At 69.0% G+C, this 16,137-nt stretch carries 16 protein-coding genes; 15 read left to right on the top strand and 1 reads right to left on the bottom strand.

Features of this window, described 5'->3' with window-relative positions:
* Positions 1-72: 72 nt before the first annotated feature.
* The 9 genes from dprA to GQ464_RS03865 all read left to right on the top strand — a co-directional run bounded on the left by dprA (position 73) and on the right by GQ464_RS03865 (position 10,238).
* Complete coding sequence (gene dprA / locus GQ464_RS03905; RefSeq protein ID WP_166974626.1) at positions 73-1,206, top strand: DNA-processing protein DprA; 1,134 nt, start codon at positions 73-75, stop codon at positions 1,204-1,206.
* 185 nt (positions 1,207-1,391) lie between these two features.
* A complete protein-coding gene (locus tag GQ464_RS03900; RefSeq protein ID WP_228350572.1) occupies positions 1,392-2,480 on the top strand; it encodes an RluA family pseudouridine synthase in 1,089 nt (362 codons plus the stop codon).
* 162 nt (positions 2,481-2,642) lie between these two features.
* Positions 2,643-3,131 (top strand): PTS sugar transporter subunit IIA, encoded by a 489-nt coding sequence (locus GQ464_RS03895; RefSeq protein WP_166974632.1) that lies wholly within the window; start codon positions 2,643-2,645, stop codon positions 3,129-3,131.
* A 71-nt stretch (positions 3,132-3,202) separates the two neighbouring features.
* Entirely contained in the window at positions 3,203-4,510 is a 1,308-nt protein-coding gene (gene hisS, locus GQ464_RS03890; RefSeq protein ID WP_166974635.1) for a histidine--tRNA ligase, read from the top strand.
* Positions 4,511-4,529: 19 nt separating this feature from the next.
* Entirely contained in the window at positions 4,530-5,477 is a 948-nt protein-coding gene (locus GQ464_RS03885) for a prolipoprotein diacylglyceryl transferase (protein ID WP_166974638.1), read from the top strand.
* 320 nt (positions 5,478-5,797) lie between these two features.
* Positions 5,798-6,169 carry a hypothetical protein gene (locus GQ464_RS03880; RefSeq protein ID WP_166974642.1) on the top strand — a complete coding sequence of 124 codons (372 nt, stop codon included), beginning with the start codon at positions 5,798-5,800 and terminating at the stop codon, positions 6,167-6,169.
* Between the two features lie 148 nt (positions 6,170-6,317).
* Positions 6,318-8,777, top strand: coding sequence for a methyl-accepting chemotaxis protein (locus tag GQ464_RS03875; RefSeq protein WP_166974645.1), 2,460 nt, complete (start codon positions 6,318-6,320; stop codon positions 8,775-8,777).
* A gap of 68 nt (positions 8,778-8,845) precedes the next feature.
* The gene (locus GQ464_RS03870; RefSeq protein WP_166974648.1) at positions 8,846-9,199 is read left to right on the top strand and encodes a DUF190 domain-containing protein; all 354 of its coding nucleotides are present in this window, start codon (positions 8,846-8,848) and stop codon (positions 9,197-9,199) included.
* Entirely contained in the window at positions 9,192-10,238 is a 1,047-nt protein-coding gene (locus GQ464_RS03865) for an aldehyde dehydrogenase family protein (protein ID WP_166974651.1), read from the top strand. Before GQ464_RS03870 ends, GQ464_RS03865 begins: the two co-directional genes overlap by 8 nt.
* A gap of 97 nt (positions 10,239-10,335) precedes the next feature.
* On the opposite strand, the gene GQ464_RS03860 is transcribed toward GQ464_RS03865, so the two are convergent.
* Positions 10,336-10,614: a NifU N-terminal domain-containing protein gene (locus GQ464_RS03860; RefSeq protein WP_166974654.1), complete on the bottom strand. Its 279-nt coding sequence runs from the start codon at positions 10,612-10,614 to the stop codon at positions 10,336-10,338.
* 149 nt (positions 10,615-10,763) lie between these two features.
* Here GQ464_RS03860 and GQ464_RS03855 point away from each other — a divergent pair, with 149 nt between their 5' ends.
* The 6 genes from GQ464_RS03855 to ptsP all read left to right on the top strand — a co-directional run bounded on the left by GQ464_RS03855 (position 10,764) and on the right by ptsP (position 15,929).
* Complete coding sequence (locus GQ464_RS03855; RefSeq protein WP_166974657.1) at positions 10,764-11,246, top strand: phage holin family protein; 483 nt, start codon at positions 10,764-10,766, stop codon at positions 11,244-11,246.
* A gap of 9 nt (positions 11,247-11,255) precedes the next feature.
* Entirely contained in the window at positions 11,256-11,798 is a 543-nt protein-coding gene (locus GQ464_RS03850; protein WP_166974660.1) for a hypothetical protein, read from the top strand.
* 131 nt (positions 11,799-11,929) lie between these two features.
* On the top strand, positions 11,930-12,604 hold the full coding sequence (locus GQ464_RS03845) for an adenylate kinase (RefSeq protein WP_166974663.1): 675 nt from the start codon (positions 11,930-11,932) through the stop codon (positions 12,602-12,604).
* A gap of 41 nt (positions 12,605-12,645) precedes the next feature.
* Positions 12,646-13,644 (top strand): polyprenyl synthetase family protein, encoded by a 999-nt coding sequence (locus GQ464_RS03840; protein ID WP_166974666.1) that lies wholly within the window; start codon positions 12,646-12,648, stop codon positions 13,642-13,644.
* 87 nt (positions 13,645-13,731) lie between these two features.
* Positions 13,732-14,001, top strand: coding sequence for an HPr family phosphocarrier protein (locus GQ464_RS03835; RefSeq protein ID WP_228350571.1), 270 nt, complete (start codon positions 13,732-13,734; stop codon positions 13,999-14,001).
* A gap of 83 nt (positions 14,002-14,084) precedes the next feature.
* Positions 14,085-15,929 (top strand): phosphoenolpyruvate--protein phosphotransferase, encoded by a 1,845-nt coding sequence (ptsP, locus tag GQ464_RS03830; RefSeq protein WP_228350570.1) that lies wholly within the window; start codon positions 14,085-14,087, stop codon positions 15,927-15,929.
* The last annotated feature ends 208 nt before the right edge of the window (positions 15,930-16,137 follow it).

The raw sequence follows: 16,137 nt of genomic DNA, 5'->3' as shown, positions 1-16,137 counted from the left end.
CGGGTGTTGAACGAAAGCCCTAGCGAATACGTATCTTTCCGGCGCTTTGGACGACCTCGAACCCGGAGGCTCATGGGGCCCTCTCTGTTTGCGGAGGCAGGTTTCGACGAGCGCCAGGAGAAGGAGGCGCTGGTGGCGCTGTCGATGGCGCCGGGCGTGGGACCGGGGCGTATCCGTTCGCTGGTGGCGCGTTTCGGGTCGGCGGCGGCCGCCCTGCAGGCGCCGGCGCGGGTCCTGGCCACGGTGCCGGGCATCGGCCCGCAGACGGCTGCCGCCGTGGCCGCCTTCGACGGGCACGCGGCCGTGACGGAGCAGTTCGAGCGGGCCGAACGGGTGGACGCGACCCTCGTGACGGCCTGGGACCCGGCTTTCCCGCCGCTGCTCCGGGAGATCTACGACCCGCCGGCGTTTCTCTGGGTGCGGGGCACGCTGGCCGAGGCCGATGCGAAGGCCATTGCCATCGTGGGGACGCGCCGCGCCACCGCCTATGGCAAGCAGGTGGCCTACGACTTTGCCGCCGGACTGGCGCGGCATGGCTTCACGGTCGTCAGTGGTCTGGCCTACGGGATCGACGCGGCGGCGCACCGGGGAGCCCTCGAAGCCGGCGGGCGAACGCTGGCCGTGCTGGGCTCCGGCGTGGACCGTATCTACCCGGCCCGGCACGCCCGTCTGGCGCAGGCCATCATCGAGCAGGGGGCCCTCCTCTCCGAGTACGCCCTCGGCGCCGCACCGGACGCGCCGAACTTTCCGCGCCGGAACCGCCTCATCAGCGGCCTGACGCGGGGCACACTCGTGGTCGAGGCCTTCGAGACGGGCGGTGCGCTCATCACGGCCCGCCTGGCACTCGAACAGAACCGGGAGGTGTTCGCCGTGCCGAGCCCGGTCCACAGCAGGGCCGGCGTGGGCAGCAACCGCCTCATCCAGCAGGGATACGCCCGCCTCGTGCTCTCCGTCGAAGACATGCTCGCCGAGCTGGGCTTGATCCTGGACGAGCCGCCGGACGAGCCGGCTCCGGTCCCCCCGCCGGCGCTCGACCCGCTCGAGCGACGCCTCTACGACGCCCTCGACGACACCACCCCCGTCCATATCGACACGCTGTGCACCCGCACGGGGCTCGACCCGTCAACCGCCCTGGTCTACCTGCTCAACCTCGAATTCAAAGGGCTCGTGCGGCAAATGGCCGGCAAGCAGTTCTTCCGGGCCTGAAAGCGGGCGGAACACCGGCCCCGGAAAAGACAAAAAAGCCCGGCGCCCCCACCATGGCGCCGGGCGATCTGGAGGTGCCAGATACCGACGGAAACCGACCGGTGCCGGTTTTTCCGTCTCGAATGCTTGGACGGAGATCTTCCGCCCAGGTTACAGCCGCCGGGAAAAAGAGATCGATTTTTACCGTGGAGCGGGCGGAAAAGATAGAGACCATCCTGACTTTCGAGGTCCCGCCCGGCTATCGGGAGGGCGAGCGGCTCGACGTGTATCTGACGCGGTCGATCCAGAACGCCACGCGGGCGAAAGTGCAGCGCGGCATCCGGGAAGGACGGGTGACGGTGAACGGCCGGGTGGCGACGAAAGCCTCGTATACCGTGCAGGCGGGGGACGTGGTGGTCTGCCGGGTGTTGCGGCCGCCGCCGCTGGTCATCGTTCCCGAGCCCATCCCGCTGGACGTCGTGTACGAAGATGACGACCTGCTCGTCGTCAACAAGCCGGCGGGGATGGTGGTGCACCCGGCGTACGGGCATCGCACCGGCACGCTCGTGCATGCGCTGCTGCACCATGTCGGCGGGCGGGCGCTCGCCGTCGAGGACCTGGAAGACGAAGAGGAGACCGACGACGAGGCGGTGGGGCTCTCGCTTGTGGGGGCCGCTCCGGCCGGACCCGGAGATCCCGCCCTCCGGCCCGGCATCGTTCACCGGCTCGACAAGGACACCTCCGGGCTGATGGTGGTGGCCAAGCACGACGCGGCACACGTGCACCTGGCTCGCCAGTTCGAACGACGCACCATCCGCCGCCGCTATCTGGCCCTCGTCTGGGGACACCCCGACCCGCCCGAGGGACGGATCGAAACCCATCTCGGCCGCGACCCCCGCGACCGCAAGCGCATGGCCGTCGTCCGGCCCGGGCACGGCAAGACGGCGATCACGAACTACCGGACCCTGGAGCACATGGCCCATACCGCCCTCGTCGAGTTCCGGCTGGAGACGGGACGTACGCACCAGATCCGCGTGCACGCCCGCCACCTCGGCCACCCCATCCTCGGCGACCCCGTCTACGGCGGCCGGCAGATCCGGCACGGGCCGGATACCGGCAGGCGGCGGGCGTTCTTCGCGAACCTTTTCACCCGCATGCCCCGGCAGGCCCTGCATGCCGGAACGCTCGGCTTCACCCATCCCCGTACCGGGGCCGCACTCGACTTTACCGCTCCCCTGCCCGGCGACATGCAGCACGTGCTCGACCGGCTCCGGCAAGTCGAGGGAGAAAGTTGAAAACCTCGTCCAGGATGTGAGGAAGTGCCTCCGGCAGTGGTATATTGCACCGTGCGAAACGGTGCCGGCCGGACGGGCCGGGGCGCGCGAACCCCGGTGCCCGCGGCGTGTACATGCCGGGAAGATCGTTTCCACCCAACGTTCCGGATCAGGGCGAAGAAGATGCAGTCGACCAGTGTGACCGATATTCACCAGCTTTTGCGGCGCGACGTCGTGCGCGTCGGGCTTCCCGGGCAGACCAAGGAAGAGGTCGTCAACCGGCTCGTCGACCTGCTGCAAGGGCAGCCAGGGGTGCGCGACCTGGAGGCCGTCCGGAAAGCGGTCTGGGAACGGGAGCGGGTGATGTCCACCGGTGTGGGGAAGGGGCTGGCCCTGCCGCATGCCAAGACCGACGCGGTCGAGAAGACCGTCGCGGCCCTGGCCGTCACCGCCGAGCCGATTGCGTTCGATGCCATCGACGATCAGCCGGTGCGCATCCTTTTTCTGCTCGTCGGTACCGAAGAGGCCAAGGCCCAGCACATCAAGATCCTGAGCCGCATTTCGCGCCTGATGAACCGGGACGCCCTCCGGGAACGGCTGCTCCGGGCCGCGGACGCCGAGGAGGTCCTCGCCATCATCGAGGAAGGGGAGGCGGCGCTGCTCGAAGGCTGAAACCCGTATCGGTGAGGCCGCATCAGCACCGGTGTCGTGGCCGCAGAACCTCGCCAACTGCACCATTTCTCGTGAAAACGACGTTTCAAAATATCACCGGCACGTTCGACATTTTGCCGGACACCTACGATGCCGACGGTACGGCCGTCCCGTCGGCGGCTGCCTGGCAGCATGTGGAGGCGACCGTCCGCGACGTGATGGCGCGGTTCCACGCCCAGGAGATCCGCACGCCGATTCTCGAACCGACCGAACTCGTCGCAAGGGGGGTCGGGATGCTCACGGACATCGTCTCGAAGGAGATGTTCGCCTTCGAGCGCGGAGACGTCCATTACGTGCTGCGGCCGGAGGTGACCGCGCCCGTGATGCGGGCCTACCTCCAGCACCGGCTCGATCAGAGGGGCGGGGTACAGCGCCTCTACTACATCGGGCCGTGTTTCCGTGCCGAGCGCCCGCAGAAAGGCCGCTATCGCCAGTTCCATCAGTTCGGTGCCGAGCTCATCGGTGCGGAGGACGCACGGGCCGACGCCGAAGTCATCGCCCTGATGCTGGCCGTCTACCGGGCCTTCGGCCTCGAAGCCGTCACGCTGCGGCTCAACACCCTGGGCGATGCCGGCAGCCGTCCCCGGTACAAGGAGGCCCTGCAGGCCTACTTCGCCCCCTATACCGCCGACCTCTCCGAGACGAGCCGCCGTCGCCTGCAAACCAACCCGCTGCGGCTGCTCGACACCAAGGACGAAAAGGAACGCCGCCTGCTCGACGGGGCGCCCGTGCTGCTCGACTTCATCGACCCGGAAAGCCGGGCGCATTACGAAACCCTCAAAGGCCTCCTCGACGACCTGGGCATCGCCTACGTCGAAGATCCGTTCCTCGTGCGCGGGCTCGATTACTACACCCGGACGGCCTTCGAACTCGAAAGCCCCGACCTCGGCGCCCAGAGCGCCCTGGCCGGCGGTGGCCGCTACGACCTGCTCGCCTGTGAGCTCGGCAGCGACGAACCCGTCCCCGCCGTGGGCTTCGCCGCCGGGATCGAGCGCCTCTTCATCGCCCTCGCCGCGCAGGGGACGGCCCTGCCCGGCCCGGCGCCGCCGGACGCCTTCCTCGTGGCCCTCGGCGACGAGGCTGCCCGGTACGTCTTCCGCCTGGCCCAGGAACTCCGGGCAGCGGGCCTCCGGGTCGCCTTCGACCTGAAAGGGCGTTCGATGAAAGCCCAGATGCGCGAGGCCAACCGGCAGAACGCACCCTACACCGTCATCATTGGTCAGGACGAGCTGGCCGCCCGCCGGGCCCAGGTCAAGGCCATGGATACCGGCATGCAGGCCGGCGTCGCCTTCGACGACCTCGCGGCGTACCTCAAAGGCCCGGTGCCCGCCCGAACCTGAGCCGCACGGCTCCAAGCCCATGTATCCCCGCCTCAGCGATCTGTTCAGCGACCTCTTCGGGCTCGAACTGCCCGTGCCCATCTATTCCTTCGGCGCGATGGTGGCCGTGGCCTTTCTGGTCGCCGCATGGCTCGGCCGGAAAGAGCTGGATCGTCTCCATGCCGAGGGACGGCTGCCCGCCGTGCCCCTTCCGGTCAGGGAGAAAAAAGGCAGCCGGGTGCGGAAGACCCTGCAGCGCGTCCGGCCCGGCCTGCTCGTGGGCAACCTCACCGTCATCGCCGTCTTCGGTGGGTTCGCCGGTGCCAAGCTGTTCCATATCCTGGAGAATCCGGGCGACTTCGCGGCCGATCCGCTCGGGATGCTTTTTTCCACGGGCGGCTTCACCTTCTACGGAGGGCTGATCGTGGCGGCGGCCGGGGTGGCCTGGTACGTTCGCAAAAAAGGGCTGCCCGTCTGGACCGTCGCCGACGCCGTGGCCCCCGGCCTGATGCTGGCCTACGGCATCGGACGCCTCGGCTGTCACCTCGCCGGCGACGGCGACTGGGGCATCCCCGCCGACCTGAGCGCACGCCCCGGCTGGCTGCCGGTCTGGCTGTGGGCCGAGACCTATCCGAACAACATCCTGGGCGTCGACCTCTCGGGGGCTCCCGTCTACCCCACGCCCATCTACGAGTTTGTGGCGGCCGCGCTCCTGTTCGCCGTGCTCTGGGGACTGCGCCGGCACCCGTTCCTCGGCGGCTGGCTCTTCTCGCTCTACCTCGTCCTGAACGGGCTCGAACGCTTCCTCATCGAGCAGATCCGGGTCAACGTGCGGTTCGACCTGTTCGGCCTGAGCGTGACGCAGGCGGAGGTCCTGGCCGTCGTGCTCATGGCGGCGGGCGGTTTCGGGCTGGTGCGCACCTGGAAGCGGCGGGCGGAAGCCGGGGTCCCGGCGGCCATGCCGCAACCGGCCGCCGAAGGAGGATAGGTAAGACTTACGCAGTTGAGCCCTGTGCGGCGGCAGGACGACCCCTCCGTCGCTTCGCGACACCTCCCCTTGGCAAGGGGAGGGGCTTTAAAGGTAACAAAAAACGCCCTGCGAGCCCTTCCCCCTGGCCGCAGGCCACGCAGGGGGAAGGTCCCCGAAGGGGGGATGGGGGTCGCCGCCTCCCTGGTCGTGGGGGGCGCCACGAAGCGGAAGGGAGAAACGTGGTGGCTTTGTGGCCTATTGCGTAACTCCTGATAGGAATAAACGGCGGGAGGGTGGTGTCCAACGATCGGATATTCCGGCACCAGCCGCCCCGAGCCATGTACCGGCCCGTTCTGCTTCTCAGTGTCCTGCTGGTCCTGCCCGCCTGCACTTTCCTGGAGCCCGCCGGTGATGCGGCAGGCCTCTATGAGGGGTTCTACAGCTGGGGGTTTGAGGTGAACAGCTTCCAGCCTTGCGGCCGCAGCGAGGCCTGGTGGGTCGTTGCCGGTCCGGAAGGCAGGGAAGCCGCCGGGAAGCTGTCCGACGGATATCATGAGGTAGCCCCCGGGCCCTACGCACGGGTGTTTGTGCGGCTGAAAGGTACCCCCGGAAAGCCGGGACGCTACGGGCATATGGGGATGTACGAGCGCGAGTTCTGGCTTCAAGAGACGCTGCTGGTTCGAGAGGAGCGGGCGACGGATTGTCGCTGAAGCCGCGCCGGGCGACCGGAGGCCCATTTGAGCTTTTCCGGAGAGGGCCGATAGCGAAGGGGTGGCCTGCGGGGCGCGTGTGCAGGCACGGCGTTGAACGGGCCCGGTCTTTGCTGTTCCCGACACCCACCCCAGTCGCACCGATGCCATGACGTTTCGCACCAAACTTTTCGGCCTTGCCGGTCTGATGCTCACGTTGTTCGCCGGTGCCGGGTTGTTCGCCTGGCGGGCGAATGAGGCGCTCCGGCAGGAGAATGAGGCCCGGTCTCTCCTGGCCGACTGGCAGCGCACCTACGCCGAAGCCCTTCGTTTCATCACCGCCGGCGACTCCGCTTCTATCCGGGCGGCCCGGGGACGCGTCACACGTCCCGAGCGGTTCGAAACACGGGACCCCCGGCCGGAGCGTGAGGCGGCGGCATCGCTTGCCGGCCTGGGAAAGAAATACCGGGAAGCTTTGCACGGGCTGGAGGAACAGGCGGTGGCGGCGGGGAAGCTGGACGCACGGCTTCGCGAGCACATCCGGATCGTGGAGGCGGCCATCGGCGAGACGCCCTTGCGGCACCTCGAGTTTCTGCTGTTGCAGTTGCGCCGGGCCGAGCAGGCCTACCTGCTCCGGGGCGAGGAACGGTATGTCGGAGAGGTGCGGCAGGTGGCTGCGGCGCTGGCTGAGGCGACGCGGGTGGCCTGGCTGCGTCGCCGGATCAAGGAGAGCATCCTCGGGGGCCTCGAGGCCTACCTCGCGGATTTTGAGCAACTGGTCGCTGCAAAAGAGACCTTGCGGGCGCAGGTGCAGGCGCTCGGTGCCCTGCGGGACGAGGCCGGGGCCCGCCTCGGCGCGTTCGTCGAGGCGCGCCGGGAGGACGCCCGCCGTGCGCGCCGGCTGATGCTGGGGATGCTGGGACTGGCGCTCGTGCTGGGCGGCGGGGCGATGGTTTCCCTCTCCGGCACGCTGCTGAAGTCCCTTCGCAGGCTCGAAGGTCTCGTCTCCCGGCTGGCCGGGGGACATCTGGACGCCCCGGTGGAACCCCGGAGACGGGACGAGGTGGGCCGGATCGGCACGGCGCTCGGGGTGCTGGCCGCCCGCCTGCAGCGCCGGTTCGAGCACACGCCGCGCCTCGTCGAAGGCCTGACGGCGCTCGGGGACGCTGCGGACCGTGACGCGGCACTGAGGGCGCTGCTGGACGAACTGCGCGCCATGACCGGGGCCCGCGGCGCCGCCCTGGTGCTCTACGACCGGAACGGCCACGTCGAGGCCCGGCACGTCGTGAACCTCGACGAGCAAGACCTCGACACCGCAGAGGCCGGAGACGAAGGAGAGACCGGATGCGGGCAGGACGCCTTCCGGATCCGGCTCACCTGTGGGGATCACCGGCTCGGATGGCTGTACCTGGCCGGGTGCCGGGAAGAAGAGGCTTTCCGGGAAAAGGACGGGACGTTGCTGGCGGCCGTCGCGCGGCTGGCCGCCCGGTTGCTTCACGGGCGGGCCGCGCAGGAGGCCCTTCAGCGTACGTATGAGCACCTGTGCCGGGAGGTGGACCGGATCGCCGTGACGGTCGAACATTTGGCCGAAGGCGACCTGCGGGTTGAGGTCGAGGCGAAGGAGGAGGGAGGCGTGCCGGCTCGGCTGCAACGGGCCGTTGCCGGCATGGTGACCGGGTTCCGGCAGCGCTTCCTCCGGATCCATGCGGCAGCCGGCACCACGGCAGCCGCTGCCATGCAGATCCGCGAGGCCACGGGACGGCTCGCCGGCGGTGTCCGGGAAGCCTCGGCGCAGACCGGTGCCGTGGCAGCCGCCTTCGAGGAGATGGCGCGCACCATCGCCGAGAACGCCCGGCAGGCCGCGCACACCGCCGAAGTTGCCACGCAGAGTGGGGCCGTGGCCCGGGAAGGCGGGGCCATCGTCGCGCAGACGGTCGAGAAAATCCGGCAGATCGCCGGCGTCGTCGGTCGCTCGGCCGAAAAGATCGAACACCTCGGGGCTTCCAGTGGCGAGATCGGCAAGATCGTCTCCGTCATCGAGGAGATCGCCGATCAGACCAACCTGCTCGCCCTCAATGCGGCCATCGAGGCAGCCCGGGCGGGGGATCAGGGCCGGGGCTTCGCCGTCGTGGCCGACGAGGTGCGCAAGCTGGCCGAGCGCACCACCCAGGCGACCCGGCAGATCGGCGAGATGATCCGCTCGATCCAGAAGGAGACGGCCGGCGCCGTCGAGGTGATGCGGGAAGGACGGCAGGAGGTGGAGGACGGCCTGCGCCTCGCCGACCAGGCGGGTGCGGCGCTGACCCGTGTCGTCGAGGAAACCCGGGAGGTCGTGCAGCAGATCGAGCAGATGGCCGCCGCCGCCGGGCAACAGTCGGCTACGAGCGAGCAGGTGGTGCAGGCCATCCAGCGCATCGCGGCGGTGACGGAGGAGGCCACCCGCGGAATCGACGAGATGGCCCGGGTGGCGGAGCAGTTGTGCCTGCAGGCGGAAACCCTGGATACGCTGCTGGGGCATCTGCAGCCGGGCGCTGCCTCGCGGAAGGGGCCGGGCGCGGGAGACGCCGGCCGGGAGGCCCGCCGGGCGGGCACGGAAAGCCGGAAGAACACGCCCGGAATCCCGGCGTAGCAGGGAAGGCACGCCGTCGGCCTCGCCGCGTGTGTGCGCAGAAGCCCGACCAACCCGACGTCGCAACCGTGAAACTACCCGACGAAGGTATCCTGCTCCGTGTCTTTATCGGCGAGTCGGACAGGCACGAGGGGCAGGCGCTCTACCACGCCATCGTGCAGAAGGCACGGGCGCTGAACCTGGCCGGGGCCACCGTGGTGCGGGGGATCGAAGGCTTCGGAGCGGCCAGCCGGATCCACACAGCCCGTATCCTGCGTCTCTCCGAGGATCTGCCCGTCGTCATCGAGATCGTCGACACCGAGGAGAAGATCATGGAGCTGATGCCTTTTCTCGACGAGACGGTGAAGGAAGGGCTGGTGACGATGGAGAAGGTGCGTATCATCCGGTACCGGCATGGCCGGGAGGAAGGGGACCATGCCTGAAGGGGAGGCGTCCTGGGTCGACGCCCTGGCGCGTGTGGCGCGGGCCTGGCGCGACCCTGACCATCCGGCACGGGCCGAGGCCGTCGAGCGGACGCTGGCGGCACCGAACCGGTTCACCGAGGAAGCCGTCGCCTTTGCCGTCAACCAGCGGATGCACGCCCTGACACACGAGGCCCTGGCCGGCTGGACGAAGCCGGCGACGGGCCCGCCCCGTACGGTAGGGGTGTTGCACGCCGGGAGCGAGCCCCTCGAAGGACTGGAAGCCTTGCTGGCCGTCGTACTCGCCGGGCACCGCTATCGGGGCGTCGTTGCGGCGGCGTCGCCCGGGTTGCTGCCGGCCTTCGTGGCGGAGGTGCGGGCTGCGGCGCCCGAGTTGCCGGCCCGTTTTGTGCCGGACGACGTGCTGTGGGACGAGGCGGAGGCCCTCATCGCCTATGGCGACGGGTCGCGGCAGGAACAGGTGCGGGCCGCCTGCCGGTTGCACGGCCTCCCGTCCGGGCGGTGCCTGTGCGTGCCGTCCGGCTTCGCCGTTGCGGTACTCGACGGGCAAGAGACGGCGGCAGAGCGGGAACGCCTGGCCGAGGACGTGCTCCTGTACGAGGGGTTGAGCCCCCGCAACGTGGCGCTGGTCTGGGCGCCACGCGATCTTTCCCCGGATCCTTACCTGGAGGCCTTCGCCCTCTTTCGCAGTGTCTTTCCGCCACACCCCGGCACGCCCGGCGCCCTGCAGATGCAGAAGGCCCTGCTCGAGGCCTTCGGCGTGCCGCATGCCTACGGCGAAGGCCCCTCCTTTCTCGTCAGCAAGGGCGCCCCGGAGGTCCAGTCGCCGGGGCATCTCCGGTGGAGCGAGTACGACCGGCTCGACGACGTGCGCCGGTGGGTGGCCGCCCACCGGGCCGTGCTCACCGGCGTGGTGGCCCGGCCAGCGGTAAGGCGGGCGCTGCCGCCGGACCTGCCGGTCGTCCCGCCCGGCGAGATGCACCGGCCTGCGCTGGACGACCTGGGCGCGGCCATCCGCTCCTTCCTGGCGACCCTTTAATCAGGGTCCCCCGGCTTGCCGAAGCGGTACGGAGAACCGGAGCCCGGAAGGCCGTATGCGGTTCCTGCCCGTCGCTCCGTCCGTGGATCGAAGGCCCTCAGCCGTCCGCCTCGAAGTGCCGGGCCAGCACCGCCGTGACGGCCTCCATCAGCGCGTCCCAGTCGGCGTCCGGGGTCTTGGTGATCGTGAGAAACTGGGGAAGGATGAAAACGTTGGTCACACCCTCGACGGCGAAGAGGGCCGCGCCCAGCGGGTGGTCCCGGGCGGCTTCGGCGCCGGCAAACGAGAGCATCCCGTCGGCTATGAACGTTCCCTCGCTGAGGGTGATCTTCATGCTGTTCGGATTCGGGGTGGGATGAAAGTGAAAAGCGGGCATGGTCTTTCGAGGCTGTTGACGGCAGGGGGGCGGGCGTGCCTGCGTTCCGGCCCAGGTGGTGCGAATACATCACATTTTAGCACGGGCACGCCGCACCTTGCGTGAAAAATAAGTATTCTTTGCGGGCAGGTTTATCTGAGGACGTCTGCATGGACACACCGGAGCAACATCCTTCTCTGACCGGCGGTGCCGGTCCGGAGCGGCAGCTTCCCTCCGACGCCACGCGTCTGGAGCGCATTGCGCTGCACACGCGCGGACTGGTCGAGGACGTGAAGGAGTGGGTCGATCTCAAGATCCAGCTCGTACAGGTTCAGATCGAGGAACGGATCGAGGAGCGGCTGAACCGGGCGGCGCTGGGGGTGGTGCTGGGGGTGGTGGTGTTGCTGGCGCTGGTCTTTGCCCTGACGGCGGCGGCGCTGGGACTCGGAGCGTGGCTGGGGCACAGTGCCTGGGGTTTCCTCGTGGTGGCCGGGGTGCTGCTCGTGGTGGCCGGGCTGCTACGGGCCGTGAGGCCGCGGCTCGTCAAGGTGCGCGAGGCGGGTTCGGAACCGCCGGTGTCGTCGCCCGCTTCGGATGCGCCGTCGCGCCCGTCGCCGCCGGAGGCGGATGCCCGAACGCGTTTGCAACCCTGAGGATTCGTCATGGAAAAGACCCTGACCCGGGCGGAGGTGGAAGCCCGCCTGAAAGGCAAGGATGAGGCCATTGCCCGGCGGCTCGACGCCATCAAAGCCGAGGTAGCCGGGGCCGGGGCATCGCTTCGGAAAGCGCTCGACAACCCCCTCGTGGCGGTGGGGGCCATGCTGGCGGGCGGGCTGCTGCTGGGATGGATGCTCGGGGGACGACGCACCCGGCGGCAGGCTCCCCGGCTGGACGCGATGGTCCTCGATGCCCTCGCCGAGGTGATTGCCGACGAGGCGGTGGCGCTCATGGAGGCGGGGGCCTCGCCCGAGGAGGCCCTGCACGAAGTGCTGCGGCGCCGGGCACCGGTTGTGCTGGTCCGGCCGGACGACGGGGGGCGCGAGGCGGACGGCGTACTCCGCTCGCTTTTGCGGCTGGCCGGCGGGGTGCTCACCAGCATCGTCCTGCGCAACGCCATCGAAGTGGCTGTGGACCGGCTGGGCCTGCACCTGCCCTCCGAGCCGGAGGAGGACGGCAGGGCCGGCGATCCGGCTCCGGAGGCCTAGGAGCGAAGGCTCTGTGAAGCCCATCCGCCGGTTTGTGCCGCGTGGCGGTGATTCATAACTTTAACATTTCAGGTCTCCGGTGACGTGCCGGCATCGTGCATCTCCTGGAGCGAGCATCAGGAAAATCGACTATGCGGATCGTCTTATTCGGGCCACCGGGTGTGGGGAAAGGCACACAGGCGCGCCTGCTCGCGGAGCGGCGGGGCCTGGCTCACATCTCCACCGGGGTCATCCTGCGCCAGGCCATGCGCGACGACACCCCCGTCGGCCGGGAGGCCCGGGACTACGTCAACGCCGGCCGGCTCGTGCCGGGAGCCATCGTCCGCAAGCTCGCCGAGGACGCCATCGCCCGGAACGGGTACGACAACTTCGTGCTCGACGGCTACCCCCGCACCCTCGAACAGGCCGCCTGGCTCCAGGCGTTCCTCGAAGCCCACGAGGCCCCGTTGCACGCGGTGCTCAGCCTGCAGGTGCCCGACGAGGTGATCGTGGACCGGCTCTCGAAGCGACGCGTACACCGCGAGACCGGCGAAAACTTTCACCTGGACTTCAAGCCCCCTCCCGAAGGGATCGACCCGGCGCTGATCGTACAACGCCCGGACGACCGCCCGGAGGCCATCCGCAAACGGCTCGAGGTGTACCGGGCCGAAACCAGCCCCGTCGAGCAGTTCTATGAAACGCGCGGGCTGCTCTACCGCATCGACGGCGTCGGAAGCTTTGAGGACGTTTACCGGCGTATCGTCAACCTTCTGGAACGGGTGGTTTCCCCGGAGCCGGGCCGGGTGGGGAAAAGCGGTACGGTCTAGTTCCGAAGAGCTGCCGGCCCGGTCCGCAGGGGCTATGCTGCATGAAAACGAGCTTGAACGAGGCGCGGTGTGCCGAACACGTAGGCCGGCTGCGGGCGCATGTGGAAGCCGCTCTGGGCACCCTGGTGGCCGAAGCCGAGCCCCGGACGCTCTATGAACCCGCCCGTTACGTGCTGGCCGGGCAGGGGAAGCGGCTGCGCCCGGTGCTGTTGCTCCTGGCGGCCGAGGTCTACGGCGTGTCGACCGACGAGGCCCTGCCGGCGGCCCTGGCCGTCGAGGTGTTCCATAACTTCACCCTCGTGCACGACGACATCATGGACCACGCCGCCACCCGCCGCGGCCGTCCGACCGTGCATGCCCGCTGGGACGAGGCCACGGCCCTCCTCTGCGGCGACTTCCTGATGGCGCTCTCCTACGACCTGCTCGCACGTACCCGGGCCGGGTCCCTGGCGGCGATGATGCCGGTCTACCACCGCATGGTGGTTCGCCTGTGTGAAGGGCAGGCCCTCGACAAAGCGTTCGAGACGCGCTCCCGGGTGTCCGTGGAGGAGTACCTGCATATGATCGACGGCAAGACGGGGGCGCTGCTGGAGGCCGTGCTCGAACTCGGCGCGCTCCTGGGCGGGGCACCGGCGGCCGACCGCGAGGCCCTCCGGGCGGCAGGGCAACACCTCGGCCGTGCCTTCCAGATCCAGGACGACCTGCTCGACCTGGTGGCGGAAGACGACCGGTGGGGCAAGCAGGTCGGCGGGGACCTCGTCGAAGGAAAAAAGACCTTTCTCCTGCTGACGGCGCTCGAACGAGCCGAGGGCGAGGAAGCGGCCTGGTTCGCACGGGTCGTCGAGGCGGGAGGCCTGCCGGAGGCCGAGGTCGAGGAGGCCCGGCACCGGATGGACCGGCTCGGCGTACTGCAGGCGGCCCGCGAAGCCGTCCGGGCCTATACGGCCGCCGCCGGCCGGTGCCTGGAAAGGCTGCCGGACACGCCGGCGCGAGAAACCCTGTGCTGGCTCTTCCGGCGGATGCAGGCCCGGTTGCACTGATGCGGCAGGCTGCGGATCTTGCCCCGGCACGCTCAACGTTCCCGGACCGGAGCGGTCGTTCGTTCACCCTAACCTTTTCGCTGTCGGATGGTCGTTCGTGAAGTCACCGTAACGAACCGGGCCGGACTCCACACCCGCCCGGCCTCGATGATTGTGCGCACCGCATCCAAGTTCAWGTTTTTTTTTTTCAAGCAGAAGACGGCATACGAGATCAACGGCAAGAGCATCATCGGGGTGATGACCCTGGCCGCCGAGCAGGGGGCGCGCCTGACGCTCATCTTCGACGGAGAAGACGAGGAAGAGGCCGCCGAGGCCATGGAGCGCCTCTTCGAAGAAGGCTTCGGCGAGGTCAAATAACCCGGTTTTGCACGGGCCGGAACACGGCACGGGGGCGCGAAGGTATCCTAGCGGAATCCCCACACAAGGTACGGACACGAGCCATGCATAGACCGGAGGGCGACACCGTCTCGGAGATGGCGGCTCCGCGGCGTAACGAAGGCGTAGCGCAGCGCTCCGACGAGGAGTACGTGCTCGAAGGGATCGGTGTCTCGCCCGGCATCGCGATCGGCCCCGTCTACCTGTATGCGCGGGACGCGTACGAGGTGGAGAAGCGGCGCCTGGCCGAAGAAGAAGTGGCGGAAGAGCTGGAACGGTTCGAGCGGGCCGTGGCACGGGCCGAACGCGACCTCAACAAGATCATCCTCGTCACCCGTGAGAAGCTCGGCGAGCACAGTGCCGACATTTTCGAGGCGCAGTTGCTCATGCTCCGCGACGAGGCCCTCTACGGGGCCGTGCGGCGCTTCATCGAGGAGAAACGCTGTAACGCCGACTATGCCGTCAAGGTGGTGATCGACAAGTACCGGCGGCAGCTCGAGGCCGGCGGCACCGAGTACCTGCGGGAGCGGGCCAACGACCTGCTCGACGTGCAGGAACGTATCATCCGGCACCTGCGGCGGGGTAAGCTCCTCTCGGCCATCGACCCGGCCAGCATCGTCGTGGCGGAGAACCTGACCGCCGCCGACGTCGTCCTCTTCAGCCGCCGGGGCATCCTCGGCTGTGCCCTCGACTACGGCGGGCCGACCTCCCACGTCTCGATCATGGCCCGCGCGCTCGGCGTGCCGGCGGTGGTGAGCATGCACAGCGTCACCGAGCACGTCCGTACCGGCGACCTGATCATCCTCGACGGCATCCGCGGCCGGGTGATCGTCAACCCGTCCGGGGAAACCCTGGAGGCCTATCGCACACGCCAGGAACGCTACCAGCGGTTGCTGCAGGAAGACAAGCAGCTCGTTCCGCTGCCGGCCGAGACACTCGACGGGCACCGGGTGGCGCTGCTGGCCAACCTCGAGTTCTACGAGGAATTGCCCCTGCTGCAGGAGTACGGCGCCGAGGGCATCGGCCTGTTTCGTACCGAGATCCTGTTTCTCGTGCGGGGCAGCGTCGAAATCTCCGAGGACACCCAGTACGAGGTCTATCGCAAGGTCGTCGAGGCGGTGCGGCCCGGCGTCACCACGTTCCGCGTGTTCGATCTGGGCGGGGACAAGCTCCTGCCCATGGCACACCGCGAACACAACCCCTTCCTCGGCTGGCGCGGCATCCGGGTGCTGCTGGACCGGCCGGAACTGCTGCGGCCCCAGGTGCGCGCCATCCTGCGGGCCGGCGCCCACGGGCCGGTCCGTATCCTGCTGCCGATGGTCACCGCGCTCAGCGAGGTCCGCCGCTTCCGTGCTCATCTCCGGGAAGCGGCCGACAGCCTCCGGGCCGAAGGGCACGACCTCGACGGCGAGGTGCCCGTCGGGATCATGATCGAGGTGCCTTCGGTGGCCATGCAGGCCGACCTTTTTGCCGCCGAGGCCGACTTCTTTTCCATCGGGACCAACGACCTGACACAGTACGTGCTCGCCGTGGACCGGGGCAACGACCTGGTGGCCGGGCTCTACGCCGACCTGCACCCGGCCGTGCTGATGCTGGTCGACCGGGCCGTGAAAGCCGGCCACCGGCAGGGCATCCCCGTCAGCCTCTGCGGCGAGCTGGCCACCAACCCGCGGGCCATCCCCATCCTCGTCGGCCTCGGCCTGGACGAACTCAGCGCCTCGCCGGTCTACCTGCCGGGGATCAAGCGCATCATCCGGGCGATGAAGCGCAGCGAGGGCGTGGCCCTGGCCCGCATGGCGATGAACGCGGCTAGCGAGGAGGCCATCCGGGAAAACCTGGACCACTGGCTCGACGAACACGCCTGCGGCACCGCCTATTTCCTCGACCGGGCCGCACCATCCGGCTCGTAGCGCGGCGCAGGCACCGGCACGCGGGTCCCGTGCCGTTCACCGGGTCGTCCGGGCCGTTCGGCGTGGACCGCTGCCCGGCCGTCCCCGATCCGGAACGGCGCACGCGAAATGCCCTGGCTAAGCGGGTATATTTCCGTTACCTTGGGAACGACGTTTGTGCTTGCCCGTTGCCCGAAAAAGGGCCTCTCCGGCTCCGGCCCGCCACGGG

Origin of the sequence: Rhodocaloribacter litoris (genome assembly GCF_011682235.2) — a bacterium.
Taxonomy (GTDB): Bacteria; Bacteroidota; Rhodothermia; order Rhodothermales; family ISCAR-4553; genus Rhodocaloribacter; species Rhodocaloribacter litoris.
Note: the sequence above shows the minus strand (reverse complement) of the source record. Positions and strands in the feature narration are given on the sequence as shown.